This is a genomic window from Mycolicibacterium rutilum, from assembly GCF_900108565.1.
GTDB lineage: Bacteria > Actinomycetota > Actinomycetes > Mycobacteriales > Mycobacteriaceae > Mycobacterium > Mycobacterium rutilum.
The window spans coordinates 1,729,708-1,748,247 of the sequence record NZ_LT629971.1 but is presented as its reverse complement, the minus strand read 5'-3'; the positions used below and the strand labels follow the sequence as shown (position 1 = coordinate 1,748,247).

Sequence of the window (18,540 nt, the reverse complement as noted above, 5' to 3'; positions counted from 1 at the left end):
TCCTTCGGTCGACGAGTCAAACGGGGTACACCAGATAGCGCGGCGGAGTGTTGTCCACCACCACGAATTTCTGCTGAAACAGCGCGGTTTCATCGTCAAGGACGACGACGTCTTCGCTGTAGCCGCTGACCAGAATCCCCGGCTCGCCGGAGGCGCCGGTGTAGGTGACGAGGACGTTGGACCGTACCTCCCAGCGGTCTTCGCCGAGCTCACGCATCGCCGTACGCTGCTGAAAGTGGCGGGTGTCGTAGGGTTCGACCGTGCCCGCCCAGACCTCCTGGATCATCTTCGCGCGGTCGGCCAGCCGTTCTCGGCAATCGTCCATCATGTACGCCAGCGGCAGCCCCTCACGGACGTTCTCCATCGCGCGCACCTCGTAGGCACATTCCGTCGCGAACAGGGCAAGCCACGCGGTGAAGTCTTGATCGTCGACTGCGCGGGCGTAGGCTCCCAGCAGTTCGTCCACCAGGTACGCGGCACGTGCCCGCCGATCTTCGACGCTCGATGTCAGCAAAACTCCATCACCTCCTGGTAGTGCGCCCACCAGCCGGTATTGGCGACCTCGTCGTTCTGCGACGACTCCGACAATGGTCGGCCGACCCCGGCGACAAAGCGCTGATAGCCGCCGTCACGCGCGGTCGCCTGCACGCGGTTGTAGACGGCGGCGTCCTCGATACTGATGAAGCCGCTCGGCCCCAGCAGATTTGACGACTGGCGGACTCGGTGGCGTGCGAAGTCCTCGGAGTCACTGGCATGGCCGAAGAACGTGTATCGCACCTCGGTACGATCAACCCCCAGCGGGCGGGCGTACCGGATGTTGATTGTGTCGACGTGACGCACGATCCCAGTGACCGGCCGTAACGCAATCACGCGGGCTCGGCTGTCATCCCCCATCCGCGTGACCACACTCGGGTCAGCCAGGAAACCGTTGTCCACGTAGGGTTGCGCATCGTACAGAATCGACATGTGCCCATAGGGCTCGCTGACCAGCACGTTTCCGCTGCCGCCCTGCCAGTTGAGCAGTTTGAACGCGCTGTGCAGCAGCGGCGCGTGATAGGGATCGTTGTCGATGTAGGTTTTCCAATTACTCTGAAACACCACCGTCTGGTAGCCCAGCAACGTCAAGTCCCCGTCATCGACCATGCAGTCGCGCAACGGATCCGCGCTATCGCCGAGATAATCGTCGAACGGCGGCGGCTGCGCAGCCATGCTGACGAAGATCAAACCCCACGCCTCGACTACGTGCAGCTCCCGGAGGCCGTAGTCCTCCTCGCGAAAGTCCGGGCGAAACTGCATGCGGCGGGGCGCGCCGGCGAAACGGCCGTCATTGTTGAAGATCCACCGGTGATACGGACACTCGAATCGCTCCGCCACCCCGCACCGGCGCTGTTCCAGTAGCGTTCCCCGATGGGCGCAGGAGTTGACGAACACGCGGATGCGGTCATCGCCGTCCCGCACCATCAGCAGCGGCACGTCGGCCAGCCATCTCGTCCGGAAGGCGTTGCGCTCGGCCAGCTCGGCCCGGTGCGCGATCGGATGCCAGTAGGGGCCATAGAAGATGCGGGTGAGCTCTTCCCGGTAGACGTCGGGGTCGCTGAACACCTCTTTGGGGATGTCCGCTGCAGAGGTGAACCGTTTCCGGATCGCCGGCTGTATGTGGTCGAACTCCATCGTCGGTCCAAGCTTCACTGCGCTGTTCCCTTCTTCGGCGTCGCGATGTGGGTGATCGCGCCCAGGCCGTCGGCCAGGCACTTCCAGGTGTGGCCCTCGTCTTCCGACACGTAAAGCCCACCCGCCGTGGTGCCGTGGTACAGCAGCAGCTCGCCGCCTTCAGTGAGCTCGCCTTCCAGCGCCCAGACCATGTCGAACAGGCCGCGGTCGTCCTCGCTATTCAGCCGTACCCAGGAGGCGCCACCGTCGTTGCTGCGGAAGAATCCCACGTCGGCGCCGCGGCGTCGGCGCAGTTTGGACGGCGACAAGAAATAGACGTTGCCGTTGATCGCGCCCATCACCAGCCGGCGCACTGCAGCCCACTTCGGTGGGATGCCGTCGGCCGCGGCGAGGAACACCACGTCGGGGTCGGCGGGATGCACCACGATCGCGTCTTCGGTGTAGTTGCGCTCGCCAAGTCCGTTGTTGGACTGCACCCAGCTCGATCCGCGGTCGGTGCTGCGGTAAATGCCCTTGCCGCCGCGGTAAGGCTTGGTGTCTTGGCCGGTGGTGACGATGAGCCGGTCGGGAGCTTCCGGGTGCAGGACCACGCGGTGGATGTCGTGACCGAGGCCATCGATCTCCTCCCACGTCTGTCCCCGGTCCCGGGTGATCAGGAGGGATCCAACTTCAATGCCGACGTAGACGACGTCAGCTTCTAGTGGGTGCACGGCGATGGTACGGACGTGCGCGATTCCCGGGCGGATGGGGAAGCTCCACCTTTTCGCTTCGGGTACGCCGAGGACGTTTCCACACTCGGCCCAGATCCCGTCTTGCCACCGCAGCAAGTGCGCTGGTTCTGTTCCGGCGTAGAGCGCGTTGGGCGTGTGCGGATCGAACGCCAGCGCGCGCACGTCGCGGTGGGCGAGGCCATCGCCGAGGTCAGTCCAGTGGTCTGCGCCCGCGGTGGCGAGAAACACGCCGTGCTTGTGGACGGCGACGGCGACGCGCTCGTCCTGGACAGCCATGGCCATGACCTGCCCCGGCAACTCGGGCCAGGCCCGGGCCTTGCCGTCGCCGGACACGGTGAATACACCGCGGCTTGTCGCGGCGACGACCATCAAGTCTCCCTCACTCACGGCTTCACCAGCACCTTGACCAGACCCTCCCGGCCCTCCAATAGCCCGCCCAATCCCTCCTTGACGGCGCGGTCCAGCGGGACTCGAGCGGTGATTTGCGGCGCGAGCGCGAGTTTTCCGTCGGCGATCAGGGCGAGAACGGCCGGGAAATCGTCGAACATGTCGTAACCGAAAACCATCCGGAGCTGAATCTCCTTGAGCAGATGGCGGTTGACATCGAGCGAGGCCGCGCCGGCCCACGACGACATCTCCATGAAACGGCCCTGTTTGCGGAGGCAGTCCAGGCCCTGTGTGAACGCCTCCGCGCTGCCCGCCACATGGAAGACCACGTCCACCCCTACACCGCGGGTCTCCTCCAGGATGCACGCGGTGGTCCCGGGGTCATGCGGATCGAGCACCAACGTGGCGCCGAGGTCGCGCGCCAGGCTGGCCCGCACGCCGCTTGGTTCCGTGACGAAGATTCGCGCAGCTCCGGCCGCGCGTGCGCACTGGATCACGGTGAGCCCGAGTGCCCCGGCACCGAGGACCATCACCGTTTCGCCGAGGAGCAGTTCCGCTCGCCGCACCGCGTGGAACGCCACCGCCGTCGGCTCGGTCAGCGCCGCCTCCTCGAGGTCCACCACGTCCGGCACTCGGACTGCGAGCCGAGAGGGCACTGCGACGTAGTTCGCGAGGCCTCCGTTTCGGGTGTAGCCGATCCATCCTGGGCGCTGGCACAAGTGGTAGAGCGACCGGTGGCAGTAGTGGCAGCTCCCGCAGAAATCCATCGGGATCACCGCGGCGCCCTGCCCGATGCGGGATTGGTCGACGCCCGCTCCGACCTCCACGATCCGGCCCGAGACCTCGTGACCGAGCACCACCGGCGGCTGCGAGAAGGTGGGCCCCGCGACATACTCGTGGAGGTCAGTTCCACACAGCCCTGTCGCCGCCACTTCGATGATGACCTCACCGTCCTGCGGCGCCGGGTCTGGCACCGACGTCAGACCGACGTCGTTGGTGCCGTTGAGAACGATCGCTTCCATCTCAGCTCGCGGTGCTTTCGTGGGTCCGGTGTAGATTCCAGCGGTTGGGGATCATGCTCATACCGCCTCGAACGCCCGGAAAGTGACGCCGGCGGTCATGCCTCCGTCGACCGGCAGTACGGCACCGGTGATGTAGGACGCCTCGGGCGAGGCAAGAAACACAGCCGGCGCCGCGATCTCGTCTGGTCCTGCGAAACGCTGCATCGCGCAGAGGTCCACCATCATCGAGGCGTGTTCGGGGTGCTCGGCCAGGAACCGTTCGATCCTCGGCGTGCGGGTGCCCCCGGGGGCGATCGCGTTCACGCGGATGTTGTCGCGGGCGAAGTCGAGGGCCATGTTCTTCGTGAGTAGCACGACCCCGCCTTTGCTTGCGCTGTAGGCGGAGCACCTGTTCTCGGCGAGGATCCCGGCCGTCGACGCGACGTTGACGATCGACCCGCCGCCACCCTGGCGCAGGAGTGGGATGACGGGTTTGGACATCTGAAAGACACTGCCGAGGTTCATGTCGATCTGGCTGCGCCACTGCTCCTCGCTGATCTCCTCCACGTTGCGAGCCAGGCTCCCGCCGACGACGTTGAACAGTGTGTCGAGCCGCCCGAACTCGGTCAGCGCCCGTTCGACGACACTGTTGGCAACATCGCTGAGGCAAACGTCGCCGGCGACGCCGCAAACCGCCGCGCCGGACTCGGCCAATTCATGCACGGCCGCATCGAGGCCCTCGCCGTCGGTGTCGGCCATGACACAGGACCCACCTTCGCGGCACCACCGCAGGGCGATCGCCTTACCGATTCCCGCGGCGGCGGCAGTGACAATTGCGACCCGGCGGTCCCCCGCCTTCACGGCACTCACGCGGCGCCGATTGGTGAACGGGCGCACTTCGCGCATAGCCTGGGCAGAAGCTTCATCAAGCACGCCCGCCGAATGCGGGAGGCTGACCCATGTATTCCAGCCATCTCCCCCAAAACCGCCGCTGATTCTGCTCGGCGTACCCGCTCGGGAGGGCCTCTCCCGGCCCTGGCCAGTCGGTGAGCGGAGTCAAGTCCATGCCCATTTCGTAGTTCAGCAGGCCTTCACCGGCGAACGGGCCCTGGACAGATTCGGTGATGGCCTTCCATGCCTCGGCGTCGTCCTGTTCGAAAACCCCACCTGGGCCGAAGTTGTTGACGTAGGACGCCTGGGACGCATCGCGCAACCATTCCGGAGCATCGCGTTCGACCAGGAACCAGGAGAGGATCTCCATCCGATCATGGGAGAGCGGATGCCATACCCGGAACGTGATGAAGGGGGTAGGGGGCGACATGTGGTCCGGCGCGATGGTCACGTTGATGAACGACAAATTCGGGAACACGGTGCCGTGAATAAAGGCTGAGCGTCGCATCAGGTCCTTGTGTACCGGCGACGGGTAGGACGTCGCCATCTGGTCGACGACTTCGTCGGGGTATCCCTCGTACTCGGGAAAATCGGCGAGCGTGGGCGGAAAGCCGAGTACGCCGACGCCGTGGCCGTTCTGCAGCGAGATTTCCGCTGGTGCGCTCGCGAAGTTTGGGTCACCGGGCGCCATGCCTAGCTCGACCATCGAGCGGTGAGCAAAGAGGGTGTGGTAGGAGTCGCCGACAAAATTGTCGGCGGCTGTCTTCCAGTTCGCTGACATCACCCATCGATGCGGTGCCCCTATCACCTCCAGACCGCCCGCTGTCTTCTTCGCAATGAGGTCGAGGTAGAACGTCGTGTCGCCGAGGTAGTCGGTCAGGCTCGGCGCCTTCGGATCGACGCTGCCGAAGATGAATCCGGCGTACGAGTCGACATGGGGGATGTGACGTAATCCCCACTGCGACTTGTCGAAGCCGCCGGGATAGGCCTCCGTCATCGCCGGCACGCCGACGAGCTCTCCGGTGTTGCTGTACACCCAGCCGTGGTACGGGCATTGGAAGTGCGCGGTGTTTCCCATCTCCGCGCGGCACACGAGCGCACCACGGTGGCGACAAGAATTGGACAGCGCCTGGATGCGGCCGGAGTTGTCCCGGCAAACGATCACCGAATCGGCCCCGATGTGCCGCACGACGAAGTCGCCGGACTTGGCCAACTCCGACTCGTGTCCGAGAAACACCCAGGCGCGCCCGAAGATCCGCTCCATCTCGATCGTGTGTAGCGCGGGATCGCTGACGACGCGGGCCGGTAAGCGCCCGACCTTGAGCCCGTCCGCTACCTCCCGCAACGCGCGCCGCAGGTAGGGATCGGTCGCGTCAGCTGTTCCGGTTGTTTCGGTGGTCATATGGTTGGACCCTTTCTGGAATCGGCGATATCCACGCGGAGGTGGTGAACGGAGCTGGCCCTACAGGACTACCGACAGGTTGTCGATAGGCAACGTCGAGTGGTCGAGTAACACCTCGCGCCGAGCCAACCGCAGCGAATCGTCGGTGCGGCGCAACACGTCGACGCGTTCGGCCGACAGCAACTCCCACCGGCCGCTGTCTCCGCGGCTGCGGAAGAACAAGAGATTTGAGCGCACGGTCAACTCATCAGCCTCCGGTCCGGCAGTCGTGCGGATGTTGGACACGAAGTGCCGGGTCCGCGACCGAGGTGACTCGGCCCACGAGAAGTCCGTCTCGCCCCGGAGGACCCGCATCTCCAAGCCCGTGTAGTCGTCGTTCCAGTGCGCGATCGCGCCCACCCAACCCGCGGAATCCTCACGGGTGGTGCGCACCGGAACCACATACCGGATGTCGGGGTCGAGCAGACCCAACCATTCTCGGAACTGCCCCCCATCGAGTAGCTCCGCCTCCCGGAACATGAACGCCTCGACGGCCTCACGGGTATCTCGATCGACCGCAACCGCGTTCATCACACCGAACTCCTCGACCAGACCATCAACACTGACTCGATATTCTGCTGAACAGATGCGTCCTCCGCTGTAGAGAATGTAGGTCACGTCACACGGCCCGTCAAGACAACATCTCCAAATGGGCAACGACCAAAACGGCTCCCACAGCAAGCCCCGCGGCGCTCGCAGAACCAGTCGCACGGCACACGTCGTCGACAGCCAGCGAACTTGCAGACGAAGCCGGAGGTATCGCGCGGTCGTCGCCGTGGTTGGCGAGGCTTGACAGCGGCGGCGGCCCTTATAACGCGCACTGTCGGTGAGAGCGCTACCGGTGTGTTCCTCGTCGAGGCGTGGCAGCACACGCACGTCTATTGACCGCGCTCGCTGAAATTCCCCACTGAGGCTCATCGAAATTCCCCACCTGTGTGGCTCCGCCGAGAAGGGCGGGCCTCCCTCGATGCTGCTGGTGTCTGACGCCAGTAGCTGTGTCGAAGGAGGCCCGCTTTCTCATGCTCACATGGGAGGACGACATGGAAGTACACGCCCTACGAAAACGTGGTTGGTCGATCTCTGCGATCGCCCGTCACACCGGCTTCGACCGCAAAACGGTCCGCAACTATCTGGCCGGCGACACCGAGCCCGGCGTGCGGGCCCGGCCGGGCCCTGACCCGTTCGAGCCGTTCGTCGACTACGTGACCGCCCGACTGGTCGAGGACCCGCACCTGTGGGCCCGCACACTCTTCGACGAACTCGAAGACCTCGGCTTCGGGCTGTCGTATCAGAGCTTGACCCGCAACATCCGCACCCGCAGTCTGCGCCCGGCGTACGAGGCCTGCCGCACCGCGGCAGACCGGCCCAACGCGGTCATCGCGCACCCGCCGGGTGAGGAAACCCAATGGGACTGGCTGGAATTGCCCGATCCACCCGCATCCTGGGGATGGGGGAAGAAAGCTTTCCTGCTGGTCGGCTCGCTGGCGCATTCGGGCAAGTGGCGGGCGGTGCTCTCACCGTCGATGGATCAACCGCACCTGGTGGCCGCCATCGACCGCATCGTGCGCGGCCTGGGCGGGCTGACCCGCATCTGGCGGTTCGACCGGATGGCCACAGTCTGCGACCCAGGCTCGGGCCGGGTGACCGCCTCGTTCGCCGGGGTCGCCCAACACTACGGCGTCTCGGTAGCGATCTGCCCACCGCGACGCGGTAAGCGCAAAGGTGTCGTGGAGAAGGTCAATCACACTGCCGCGCAACGCTGGTGGCGCACCCTGGCCGACGACCTGACCGTTGAGGCGGCCCAGGCCAGCGTGGACCGCTTCGCTCGTCTGCGAGGTGACACCCGGATCCGGGCCACCACCGACGGGCGCTCCTCGGTCGCCGTGGTCGCCAAAGCTGAGCCGCTGGCCCCGGTACCAGTGACGCCGTACCCGGTAATCGTGTCCGAGTCCCCAACCGCGTCACGCCAAGCCCTGGTGTCCTACCGCGGCAACCGCTACTCGGTGCCACCGGAGTTGGCCGCCGCCCAGGTCACCGTCAGCCACCCCATCGGTGGCCAGTACATCGACATCGCCACGATGACCGGCGTCGTCGTGGCCCGCCACCACCGCGCCACAGACGGCCTCGACTCATGGTCCGCGACAGCGGCCACATCATCGCCCTGGACACCGCGGCCATGGCCACCGCCACGACCGGCCGACCGCACCGCCGCAAGGAACGCATCCCACCCGGTGTAGCCGCCAAAGCTGCTGCCGCCCAACTACTCCGGACCACCACCGCCAACACCGTGGCCACCGAAAGCGTTGGCCACGGCAACCGATTCCACAGTCATCGACCTGTCCGCCTACGAGCGGGCCGCCCAGCGAAGGACCATCCAATGACACCCACCCCACGCACCCCAAAAACCACCGCCACCCTTGAGGGCCCGTCGGCGGCGGCCAGCCGCTATCAGCAGTTGCGCTCGCATCTGGCCGAACTCAAACTGCACGCCGCCGCCGAAGCCCTCCCTGCAGTCCTGGACCAAGCCAACGCCGAAAACCTCTCACTCACCATCGCCCTGGAGCGGCTGCTGGCCGTGGAAGTCGACGCCAGCACCGCACGAAGGCTGGCCGGACGGCTACGGTTCGCCTGCCTACCCACCCCGGCCACGCTGGCCGACTTCGACGTCGATGCCGCCGCCGGCATCGACCGCAAGCTCATCAACGAACTGGGCACCTGCCGCTACCTTGAATCAGCGACCAACATCCTGCTCATCGGCCCACCCGGGACCGGCAAAACCCACCTCTCGGTCGGACTGGCCCGAGCAGCCGCCCACGCCGGCTACCGCACATACTTCACCACCGCCGCCGACCTGGCCGCCCGCTGCCACCGCGCCGCCATCGAAGGACGCTGGGCCACCACCATGCGCTTCTACGCCGGCCCCACACTGCTGGTCATCGACGAGCTCGGCTACCTGCCACTGCCCGCCGAAGCAGCATCGGCACTGTTTCAGGTTGTCTCCCAACGATATTTGAAAACGAGCATCGTCATCACCACCAACCGCGGAGTCGGCGCCTGGGGCGACATCCTCGGTGACACCACCGTCGCCGCAGCCATGCTCGATCGCCTCCTGCACCGATCGGTAGTCATCAACCTCGACGGCCAGTCCTACCGACTACGCGATCACCACGACGCCGCCGAAACCCTGCGACGCACCACCACCGGCACCCGCCAACCACTACACTGACCGCTGCTCACAGGTGAGGAATTTCAACGAGCACACCTGGAGACTTGGGTCCGTCAGATTAACGGTGTACGCGGCATCTTCGGTTAGGTGGTTTCGCTGCCCGGCATGCGGTCGGCGAAGGTGATCGCGAAGGCGTTCAGTGAATCGCCCTGGGTCTGCTGGAGGCTCGGGCTATTGGATTTCGACCAGGGGTTGGTCGGTCCGTGATGCGTCGTAGAACGCCGCTTCGAACTCGGCCGGCGGGAGGTCGCCGAGGTAGCTGTGCAGGCGGCTGGTGTTGTGCCAGTAGACCCAGCTCAGGGTAGCCAGTTCGACGTCTTCGACGGTCTTCCACGGCCCGCCGCGGGCGGGCCCGTAGATCAACTCGGCTTTGTAGTAGCCGTTGACCGTCTCGGCGAGGGCGTTATCGAAGCTGTCCCCGACGGTCCCGATGGATGGGACTGCGCCGATCTCAGCGAGGCGCTCCCCGTAGCGAATCGAGGTAAATTGCGACCCTGCATCGGAGTGACATATCAGGTCCTGCAACGTCGTTCTACGTGACCAGCGTGCCATCTCCAACGCATCGAGCACCATCGAGGTGCGCATATGCGACGCTACCCCCGCCCACGATCATCCGCGAGTGTGCATCGACGATGAAGCACACCTGGTAGTTGTCTTTCCAGAGCTGGCGCAACGCCGGCCCCAGGACTGCATCGCGCTGTGCCCGCGCCGACGGTGGGCGGGTTTTGGCGTCGTAGTAGGTGCTCGGGGCCACCTGCAGGCCTGCGCTGCGCAGGACCATGCAGATGGGCTCGACCCCGAAATCCTCGCGATTGTTGTCGATGAACGCGACTATTTCTTGTGTTGGCGGTCGAGCTCCGCCCCGAAGAAACTTGCCGCTCGCTTCAGAATCTCGTTGGCCCGCTTCAGTTCTCGGATCTCTTGCTCGAGCTCTTTGACCTTCGCGGACTCGGTGCTCGTCACCCCGGGGGCGTGGCCATCGTCGATGTCGGCCGGGCGTACCCAGGAGCGCACCGATTCCGCGCCGTACCCGAGTTGATGGGCCACCCGCGTGACCGTGCCTTGCTCGGTGCCCAGCTCTTCGCGCAGGGTACGGACCATCCGCACCGCGGCGCCCTTCTCCTCCGAGCTGTAACGACGTGTCGTGGGCTTCCCAGGCGACTGTTCCTTCGGCATACCTGCATCCTCGTTTCCAAGGTCAGGAGCCTCCAACATTTCCAGGGCGATTCACAGGGCTGGTTTCCAGCGTATGGTCCATCGCTTCTGTCCGGTCCCGGTCGGGTCCAGCGACCGGGTGACCAAGTATAGGCACTTCAGCGCCGCCTGCTCGGTGGGAGAATGACCGCGAGCCCGCACGGCGCGGCGGTAGCGGGCGTTCAACGATTCAGTAGCATTGGTCGAACAGATCACCTTCCTTGTCTCGGTGTCGTAGTCCAGGAACGGAATGAACTCACTCCACGCGTTGCGCCACAATCGAATCGCCGCAGGGTAGCGGTTACCCCACTGGGCCTCGAATGCGTCCAGCGCTGCCGCTGCAGCCTCAGCGTTGACCGCGGTGTAGATCGGCCGCAACGCCTTGGCAATGGCGTCGCGGTGCTGGCGCCCGGCATAGCGGAACGTCCCACGGATCAAATGGATGACACACGTCTGGACCACAGTGTCGGGGGAACACCGCGCCCACCGACTGCGGTAAGCCTTTGAGCCCGTCGCAGACCAGGAAGAAGATGTCGGCCACCCCGCGGTTCTTCAGCTCGGTGAGTACCGCCAGCCAGTATTTGGCTGACTCGCCGTCGCCCTCGCCGGCCCACATGCCCAGCACGTCACGATGCCCGGCCAGGTCCACCCCGATCGCGGCGTAGATGGGCCTGGGGCCGACCTGGCCGTCGCGGATCTTGACGTGCAGGGCGTCGATGAACACCGCGGCGTACACGCGTTCCAGCGGGCGGGTGTGCCACACGGTCATCTCCTCGACCACGCGGTCGGTGATCCGACTGATCGTGTCCTTGGACACCGACGCGCCGTAGATGTCGGCGAAATGGGCGCTGATCTCGCCGGTGGTCAGCCCGCGGGCATACAGCGACAACACCACCTCGTCGACATCGGTCAGGCGACGTTGGCGCTTCTGGACGATCTGGGGTTCGAAGCTGCCGGCGCGGTCGCGCGGCACCTCGATCTCGATCTGCCCGCCCGCATCGGTCAGTACGGTCTTGGCCCGGGTTCCGTTGCGGGAGTTGCCCGAGCCATACCCAGCCGGATCGTGACGGTCATAGCCCAGGTGCTCGGACAGTTCCTCGTCCAGAGCGGTCTCGATGACCGTCTTGGTCATCGCCTTGAGCAACCCGCCCGGACCGGTCAGCGATACGCCGGCCTCGCGGGCCTGGCGTACCAACTCCCGGGCAACCTCGAGCTCGTCGACCTCACCGCTATCCGGGACATCAACCGCCGCCACGGCGGCCTCATCATCGGGATTCTGCGATGGCTCCACAGCCACGACAGTTTCGGTCATCACGCGACCTTTCCGGCCCCGACACACCGGGGCCGATCAGGCCGTTTACACCGTTACCGCGACAGTCCCACTATTGGCGGTCTCTACGTTAGGAGGGTCGAATCGCCGCGAACGTTGGGCCGGAATGGATCATTAATGGGGGCACCCCTGCCGAAGCACGCGCCGCCACGCCTTCACACCGTCGGCGAAGTTACCTGTATGCATCGATACCGCCGCGTCGTCGTCGCTGATCTACGACCGTGACGAATATGTGTTGGTCAGGCTCCCCGCCGGACTCAGGACAGCGGAGGGCCTGGCGGCCCGATGCGACGGCTGATTGTTTGTAATTCGGTGTAGGAATCCAGGCTGGCTGGAGAGAATTCGCGTCCCAAGCCGCTCGCTTTCGCCCCGCCGAAGGGTGCGCGGGGGTCGAGGGAGGTGAAGGTGTGGCTGTTGATGAAGACGGAGCCGGTGTCGAACCGACGGCCGAGCAGGAACGCCCGCTCTTCATCTGACGTCCAGATCGAGGCGGCAAGCCCGTATTGCGATTGATTCACGAGCCGGATCACGTCGTCGAGTTCGTCGTATTTCAGCACGGGCACTACCGGGCCGAACTGTTCCTCTTCGACGATTGCGAGGCGGGGATCAGCCTCAGTGACCACGCTGGGCATCATGAAGTGGCCGTGGTCCCAGGCCGCCGAATCGAGCCGCTGGCCGAGGGTGGTGACGGTCGCGCCGCTCGAGCGCGCGTCGTCCACGATCTTCTCGACGAGGTTCTTCTGCTGAGCGTTGTTCAGCGGCCCCATGGTGACTCGGGGGTCGTCGCCGGGCCCGACGACGATTTCATCCACGGCGGCTGAGAACGCTTCCACGAAGCGGTCGTGGATTCGGGTCGGCACGTAGATACGTTTGAGACCGAAGCACACCTGGCCGGTGGTCCCGAACGCGCCTTTTACGATCTGCCGCATAGTCTCGGGCGAGAGGTCGACGTCGTCGAGGAGGATCGCGGGGTCGTTTCCGCCCAGCTCGAGCGTCACCCTCTTGATGTCGCGCGCGGCCGCGGCCATAACTTTGCGCCCGGTATCGATGCCGCCGGTGAAACCAATCTTGCGAATACTCGGGTGGGCGACGAGTGCTTCTCCGACCGCGTCGCCACCGGTGACCATGTTGAGCACGCCCGGAGGGAAGTGCTGTTGGAGGGCTCGGATGATCTCGGCGAGAACCAACGGGGAGCTTGCCGCCGGCTTCAAGACGACTGTGTTGCCGGCGACGAGCGCGGGCGCCAGCTTCATGAATGCCAGGACCACCGGGAAGTTCCACGGCGTGATGGCGGCCACCGGCCCCATTGGGCGGCGGCGGATGAGGGTCGTGCCCCCGGTGTCGCGAATCTGTTGGTCTGCAAGGATTTCAGCCGAAATGCCTGCGGTGTAGCCGCAAATGCCCGACGCGAATTCGAGGTCGACGTGCGACTCTTCGAGGATCTTTCCGTTCTCCCTGCTCAGGATCGGCGCATATTCCTCGATCATGTCGTGGATCGTGCCTGCGGCGGCAAGTAGTGCTCCCTGGCGTTCTTCCAGGGGCCGCGATGACCATTCTGGGAACGCCATTGCGGCCGCTGCGACCGCTTCGTCGACCTGCCCGGGTGCGGCGTCTGGGACCGAACCGAGCAGTACCCGAATATCAGCCGGGCTGACGACGTCGATCGTCCGGTCGGATGTTTCCTCACGTCCGTTGATGATGAGGTTTGCGCTGATCATGCCGAAGTCCTAACTTTCCTGTGGGGAACGGTTGATTTGTGGGAGCCATGTCTGGGTCATCGGAGGATCGCCCGGCGACCGCCAGATAAGTGCCGAATCCGGCGCCGGCCGCATCGGGCGGCCATCATCGCCTGACCCCGCAGCGTGGACCTTGCCGACACCGAACACGCCCCGGCTCGCGCTATTCCGATGGACATCAAGTTTTCTTTTCGTCGGGCGGAGCGTCGCGGCTGCCGTCGAGGGGCTCTACGCCCGGGAGGAAGGGGTCGGGGATCACTAGTGCGTGGCTGACAACGATCGCGTCCACGTGGCAATCGATTGCGCACAACCGACAGGAATGACAGTCGTTGGGGTAGATGATCTTGGCTCGCCACTTGGTCGTGGACCACGGTTCGTCGCCCTCCACCAGCCGGATCACCCCGGTTGGGCAGCTGTCGATGCAGACGTTGCACCCGTCGCACGTTGTTTCGTCGATGCTTTCGATCACTGAACCGCCGCCTCCTCCCGGTAGCCTTGCGGCACGGTATATGGACTTGGATGGCGGCCGGGCGGGGCCTGCACCGGCCACGACTGAATCGGCAGGTCGCGTTCGCTGAACTGCAGATCGAATTCACCGCCGCTGCCCCGGCGGACGAGCAGCCACTTCAGCCACTCATCGTTGTCCGCGTAGGGGTAGTCGATACGAAACAGCTCCCCGCGACTTTCGGTGCGCCGCTTCATCGCCTCACAGGTGATGATCGCCAACGTCAGGTATGCGCGCACCTCATGCGCCTTCTTAAGTTCTTGATAGTCCGGCGCGAAAACGTAACGCAGTACCCGATCCCGGATCCGGTACAGCTCAGCGAGCGCTGAATCGATCCGTGCCTCCGACTTAAACAATGCGAATGCCGGATTGGCCGTCGCCTCGCCGATGGCTTTCCACACATCCGCCGGCCGGACCTGCCGCAGCCGACGCATCGGCGCGAAATACTCCGCGAAGCTCTCCTGTGCCTGGTTCTCCCACACACTGCGCGGTACCGCGTGACCGCCGCGCGCCGCCGCCGCAGTGCCCGCCCGGTACCCCGCAACAGCCGAGAAGCTCGAGATCCCGCTGCCAGAAATTCCCGACATCAAATGCGGGCACGCCGTGCCATACCCGGCCGCGTACAGGCCGGGCACTGTGGTGGCTCCGTCCAGGTCGATCGTGGGACCGCTGGTGCTGCTCGTGCCGAGCACGATGAACGGGGTCACCTCCAGCAGGTCAGTGGAGGGATCGACCTCAAACTCGGTAAAGGCGCGCCGCACCGTCGGAGACACTTCATACAGCACCTCTAGATCCGCCTGTGGTACGTGACGCAAGTCGAGATAGCACGGCCCTCGGCCCTCGACCATCTCGGTCATGATCGCGCGCGCGATGGTGAACAGCCCGCCCTTATCGCCCCAGATCGGGTCATAGCGGTCCATGAAGTACTCGCCCGCCGCGTTGCAGAACTTGCCACCGATCCCCTGAATCTTGGCTTGACCCGGTGTGAAGAATGACCGATTGAAGTAACTCCAGGCAGCGAACTGGCCGAATTCCATGCCGGCGAACTCAGCACCCACTCGCCAGGCCGCCACATGACCTTCCCCGCTGCAATGGTCGGCGAACGCGTAATGCAGCTTGGGGTACCAAGGGCCGGTGTTGAGGATGACGCTGCCCGCCGTAAAGACATGACACTGGCCAGTGACAACGTTTACCCCCACCGCACCACACACCGCACCAGCGGTGGGCCGGCACCCGTCGGTGGTCAACAGATCGATCACATCGACTCGCTCGAACAGTCGCACCCCCGCCGCTTTCATCCTCTCCTTGAGGATTTCCATACACACGCGACCATCCACACCCAGCGTCGTGCCGAGGTTGTGGCCGCGGACCGTCACATACTTCAGCGACCCATCCTCATGGGTGGAATAGGGCACACCCCACTCGATCTGCTCGTTTACCCTGTCATAGGCCTCGGCTATGTACTGCTGCACCCAATCCTGATCGGCCAAATAATTGCTGCCCACCACGAACTCGCGCGCCCACTCCGTCATCTCCTCACCCTGCACCCGGTGATCAGGGGCGTATTGGCTGTGGACATACGTCATCGGCCCTGCCCGAGACACCACCGCTTTCTCCACCAGAATCACCGACGACCCCAACTCCGCGGCCCGTAGTGCTGCCCGCACTCCGCCAATTCCCCCACCCACTACCAAGACGTCGCATTCTTGGACCGACACATCCAGGTCACCCATAACGCCAGTCACGCCTTCACCAACATCTCGATCAAGTCCGTCTCGGTTGTTTCGGTGGTCATATGGTTGGACCCTTTCTGGAATCGGCGATATCCACGCGGAGGGGGTGAACGGAGCTGGCCCTACAGGACTACCGACAGGTTGTCGATAGGCAACGTCGAGTGATCGAGTAACACCTCGCGCCGAGCGAGCCGCAGCGAATCGTCGGTGCGGCGCAACACGTCGACGCGTTCGGCCGAGAGCAACTCCCACCGGCCGCTGTCTCCGCGGCTGCGGAAGAACAAGAGATTTGAGCGCACGGTCAACTCATCAGCCTCCGGTCCGGCAGTCGTGCGGATGTTGGACACGAAGTGCCGGGTCCGCGACCGAGGTGACTCGGCCCACGAGAAGTCCGTCTCGCCCCGGAGGACCCGCATCTCCAAGCCCGTGTAGTCGTCGTTCCAGTGCGCGATCGCGCCCACCCAACCCGCGGAATCCTCACGGGTGGTGCGCACCGGAACCACATACCGGATGTCGGGGTCGAGCAGACCCAACCATTCTCGGAACTGCCCCCCATCGAGTAGCTCCGCCTCCCGGAACATGAACGCCTCGACGGCCTCACGGGTATCTCGATCGACCGCAACCGCGTTCATCACACCGAACTCCTCGACCAGACCATCAACACTGACTCGATATTCTGCTGAACAGATGCGTCCTCCGCTGTAGAGAATGTAGGTCACGTCACACGGCCCGTCAAGACAACATCTCCAAATGGGCAACGACCAAAACGGCGCGCAACTAATGATGACGCTGCACAACCGAATCTGGACGCGAGCTCATGTGGCGCCTCCATCGGATGCGCAATGCCCGGGCGCCTGGCGCGTCGGGACTGTCGCGGTAACGGTGTAAACGGCCTGATCGGCCCCGGTGTGTCGGGGCCGGAAAGGTCGCGTGATGACCGAAACTGTCGTGGCTGTGGAGCCATCGCAGAATCCCGATGATGAGGCCGCCGTGGCGGCGGTTGATGTCCCGGATAGCGGTGAGGTCGACGAGCTCGAGGTTGCCCGGGAGTTGGTACGCCAGGCCCGCGAGGCCGGCGTATCGCTGACCGGTCCGGGCGGGTTGCTCAAGGCGATGACCAAGACGGTCATCGAGACCGCTCTGGACGAGGAACTGTCCGAGCACCTGGGCTATGACCGTCACGATCCGGCTGGGTATGGCTCGGGCAACTCCCGCAACGGAACCCGGGCCAAGACCGTACTGACCGATGCGGGCGGGCAGATCGAGATCGAGGTGCCGCGCGACCGCGCCGGCAGCTTCGAACCCCAGATCGTCCAGAAGCGCCAACGTCGCCTGACCGATGTCGACGAGGTGGTGTTGTCGCTGTATGCCCGCGGGCTGACCACCGGCGAGATCAGCGCCCATTTCGCCGACATCTACGGCGCGTCGGTGTCCAAGGACACGATCAGTCGGATCACCGACCGCGTGGTCGAGGAGATGACCGTGTGGCACACCCGCCCGCTGGAACGCGTGTACGCCGCGGTGTTCATCGACGCCCTGCACGTCAAGATCCGCGACGGCCAGGTCGGCCCCAGGCCCATCTACGCCGCGATCGGGGTGGACCTGGCCGGGCATCGTGACGTGCTGGGCATGTGGGCCGGCGAGGGCGAGGGCGAGGGCGAGTCAGCCAAATACTGGCTGGCGGTACTCACCGAGCTGAAGAACCGCGGGGTGGCCGACATTTTCTTCCTGGTCTGCGACGGGCTCAAAGGCTTACCGCAGTCGGTGGGCGCGGTGTTCCCCGACACTGTGGTCCAGACGTGTGTCATCCATTTGATCCGTGGGACGTTCCGCTATGCCGGGCGCCAGCACCGCGACGCCATTGCCAAGGCGTTGCGGCCGATCTACACCGCGGTCAACGCCGAGGCTGCAGCGGCAGCGCTGGACGCATTCGAGAGCCGAGTGGGGTAACCGCTACCCGGCGGCGATTCGATTGTGGCGCAACGCGTGGAGTGAGTTCATTCCGTTCCTGGACTACGACACCGAGACAAGGAAGGTGATCTGTTCGACCAATGCTACTGAATCGTTGAACGCCCGCTACCGCCGCGCCGTGCGGGCCCGCGGTCATTCTCCCACCGAGCAGGCGGCGCTGAAGTGCCTATACTTGGTCACCCGGTCGCTGGACCCGACCGGGACCGGACAGAAGCGATGGACCATACGCTGGAAACCAGCCCTGAACGCCTTCGCGATCACCTTCGCCGACCGCATGCCGGGCAGCGAAACCACCTAACCGAAGATGCCGCTTACACCGTTAATCTGACGGACCCGGCGCGTCACCTTATGTAGACGAGATCACGCTAAGTCCTGGCGAATCAGGCATTTACGACGCGTTCGGCAGGCTGCGGCAGTGCAAGCAAGATCGCGACTGGACGTGTTGATCTCTTTGACCGACTTGCCTTTGCGCCGGGGCCGCCAGCCCCGCAATGGCCGAGGTCTGTGGCGATGTCGTCGTGCTGTCGGTGCCCTGCTAACAACATTCGGCCGCGGGGCGCGGGAACAAGAGCACGCGCGGCGGTCGTTGCCGCTATTGTCCGACGAACACCCAGGTGGCGGGCGTTAGCCGACTCCACTCCCCCGATCGCCCGGGTCGGCAGGCGATGCCGATTGCCGCGCCTATCGGTTCGGGCATCTCCAAGTCATCGCCGGCATGGTCCC

12 protein-coding genes, 4 pseudogenes and 1 other annotated feature are annotated in these 18,540 nt (G+C 64.8%); of the genes and pseudogenes, 3 read left to right on the top strand and 13 right to left on the bottom strand.

Translation table 11 applies throughout. From position 1 onward, the window contains the following. Positions 1-16: 16 nt before the first annotated feature. From BLW81_RS08420 to BLW81_RS08390, 7 genes are read right to left on the bottom strand one after another with little or no spacing between them, the layout of a single operon-like run. The gene (locus BLW81_RS08420) at positions 17-466 is read right to left on the bottom strand and encodes an aromatic-ring-hydroxylating dioxygenase subunit beta (RefSeq protein WP_235632222.1); all 450 of its coding nucleotides are present in this window, start codon (positions 464-466) and stop codon (positions 17-19) included. 41 nt (positions 467-507) lie between these two features. Further along, positions 508-1,671, bottom strand: a complete 1,164-nt coding sequence (locus BLW81_RS08415; protein ID WP_234904400.1) for an aromatic ring-hydroxylating oxygenase subunit alpha — start codon at positions 1,669-1,671, stop codon at positions 508-510. A 14-nt stretch (positions 1,672-1,685) separates the two neighbouring features. Continuing rightward, positions 1,686-2,771 carry a beta propeller repeat protein gene (locus BLW81_RS08410; protein ID WP_011855460.1) on the bottom strand — a complete coding sequence of 362 codons (1,086 nt, stop codon included), beginning with the start codon at positions 2,769-2,771 and terminating at the stop codon, positions 1,686-1,688. A 14-nt stretch (positions 2,772-2,785) separates the two neighbouring features. After that, positions 2,786-3,811 (bottom strand): 2,3-butanediol dehydrogenase, encoded by a 1,026-nt coding sequence (locus BLW81_RS08405; protein WP_083406784.1) that lies wholly within the window; start codon positions 3,809-3,811, stop codon positions 2,786-2,788. Positions 3,812-3,868: 57 nt separating this feature from the next. After that, positions 3,869-4,696 carry an SDR family NAD(P)-dependent oxidoreductase gene (locus BLW81_RS08400; RefSeq protein WP_083406783.1) on the bottom strand — a complete coding sequence of 276 codons (828 nt, stop codon included), beginning with the start codon at positions 4,694-4,696 and terminating at the stop codon, positions 3,869-3,871. Positions 4,697-4,715: 19 nt separating this feature from the next. Next, a complete protein-coding gene (locus BLW81_RS08395; protein ID WP_083406782.1) occupies positions 4,716-6,083 on the bottom strand; it encodes an aromatic ring-hydroxylating dioxygenase subunit alpha in 1,368 nt (455 codons plus the stop codon). A 60-nt stretch (positions 6,084-6,143) separates the two neighbouring features. Then, positions 6,144-6,653 (bottom strand): aromatic-ring-hydroxylating dioxygenase subunit beta, encoded by a 510-nt coding sequence (locus BLW81_RS08390; RefSeq protein WP_011777800.1) that lies wholly within the window; start codon positions 6,651-6,653, stop codon positions 6,144-6,146. A gap of 488 nt (positions 6,654-7,141) precedes the next feature. Here BLW81_RS08390 and BLW81_RS08385 point away from each other — a divergent pair. Both BLW81_RS08385 and istB read left to right on the top strand, forming a co-directional pair. After that, positions 7,142-8,503: pseudogene (locus BLW81_RS08385) on the top strand (IS21/IS408/IS1162 family transposase). Next, positions 8,500-9,348, top strand: coding sequence for an IS21-like element helper ATPase IstB (gene istB, locus BLW81_RS08380; protein ID WP_083406781.1), 849 nt, complete (start codon positions 8,500-8,502; stop codon positions 9,346-9,348). Before BLW81_RS08385 ends, istB begins: the two are co-directional and overlap by 4 nt. 171 nt (positions 9,349-9,519) lie before the next feature. On the opposite strand, the pseudogene BLW81_RS08375 reads toward istB, so the two are convergent. The 6 genes and pseudogenes from BLW81_RS08375 to BLW81_RS08350 all read right to left on the bottom strand — a co-directional run bounded on the left by BLW81_RS08375 (position 9,520) and on the right by BLW81_RS08350 (position 16,478). Continuing rightward, positions 9,520-10,524, bottom strand: a pseudogene (locus BLW81_RS08375) (IS3 family transposase). Continuing rightward, positions 10,094-10,225 (bottom strand) — a sequence feature (AL1L pseudoknot). (Overlaps the previous pseudogene by 132 nt.) A gap of 51 nt (positions 10,525-10,575) precedes the next feature. Continuing rightward, positions 10,576-11,854: pseudogene (locus BLW81_RS08370) on the bottom strand (IS256 family transposase). A gap of 275 nt (positions 11,855-12,129) precedes the next feature. Beyond that, a complete protein-coding gene (locus BLW81_RS08365) occupies positions 12,130-13,590 on the bottom strand; it encodes an aldehyde dehydrogenase family protein (protein ID WP_083406780.1) in 1,461 nt (486 codons plus the stop codon). Between the two features lie 196 nt (positions 13,591-13,786). Further along, positions 13,787-14,077, bottom strand: a complete 291-nt coding sequence (locus BLW81_RS08360) for a 4Fe-4S dicluster domain-containing protein (protein ID WP_011767827.1) — start codon at positions 14,075-14,077, stop codon at positions 13,787-13,789. Then, positions 14,074-15,846: an FAD-binding protein gene (locus BLW81_RS08355; RefSeq protein ID WP_083406779.1), complete on the bottom strand. Its 1,773-nt coding sequence runs from the start codon at positions 15,844-15,846 to the stop codon at positions 14,074-14,076. Before BLW81_RS08355 ends, BLW81_RS08360 begins: the two co-directional genes overlap by 4 nt. Before the next feature lie 122 nt (positions 15,847-15,968). Beyond that, positions 15,969-16,478, bottom strand: a complete 510-nt coding sequence (locus tag BLW81_RS08350; RefSeq protein WP_011777800.1) for an aromatic-ring-hydroxylating dioxygenase subunit beta — start codon at positions 16,476-16,478, stop codon at positions 15,969-15,971. 322 nt (positions 16,479-16,800) lie between these two features. Here BLW81_RS08350 and BLW81_RS08345 point away from each other — a divergent pair. Further along, positions 16,801-18,115, top strand: a pseudogene (locus tag BLW81_RS08345) (IS256 family transposase). Positions 18,116-18,540: the final 425 nt, after the last annotated feature.

Bases quoted from the DNA above. Each gene is read 5' to 3' on its own strand.
- BLW81_RS08350 (WP_011777800.1), bottom strand. From the start codon at position 16,478: ATGAACGCGGTTGCGGTCGATCGAGATACCCGTGAGGCCGTCGAGGCG.
- BLW81_RS08395 (WP_083406782.1), bottom strand. From the start codon at position 6,083: ATGACCACCGAAACAACCGGAACAGCTGACGCGACCGATCCCTACCTG.
- BLW81_RS08400 (WP_083406783.1), bottom strand. From the start codon at position 4,696: ATGCGCGAAGTGCGCCCGTTCACCAATCGGCGCCGCGTGAGTGCCGTG.
- BLW81_RS08415 (WP_234904400.1), bottom strand. From the start codon at position 1,671: ATGGAGTTCGACCACATACAGCCGGCGATCCGGAAACGGTTCACCTCT.
- BLW81_RS08365 (WP_083406780.1), bottom strand. From the start codon at position 13,590: ATGATCAGCGCAAACCTCATCATCAACGGACGTGAGGAAACATCCGAC.
- BLW81_RS08405 (WP_083406784.1), bottom strand. From the start codon at position 3,811: ATGGAAGCGATCGTTCTCAACGGCACCAACGACGTCGGTCTGACGTCG.
- BLW81_RS08355 (WP_083406779.1), bottom strand. From the start codon at position 15,846: ATGGGTGACCTGGATGTGTCGGTCCAAGAATGCGACGTCTTGGTAGTG.
- BLW81_RS08410 (WP_011855460.1), bottom strand. From the start codon at position 2,771: ATGGTCGTCGCCGCGACAAGCCGCGGTGTATTCACCGTGTCCGGCGAC.
- BLW81_RS08390 (WP_011777800.1), bottom strand. From the start codon at position 6,653: ATGAACGCGGTTGCGGTCGATCGAGATACCCGTGAGGCCGTCGAGGCG.
- istB (WP_083406781.1), top strand. From the start codon at position 8,500: ATGACACCCACCCCACGCACCCCAAAAACCACCGCCACCCTTGAGGGC.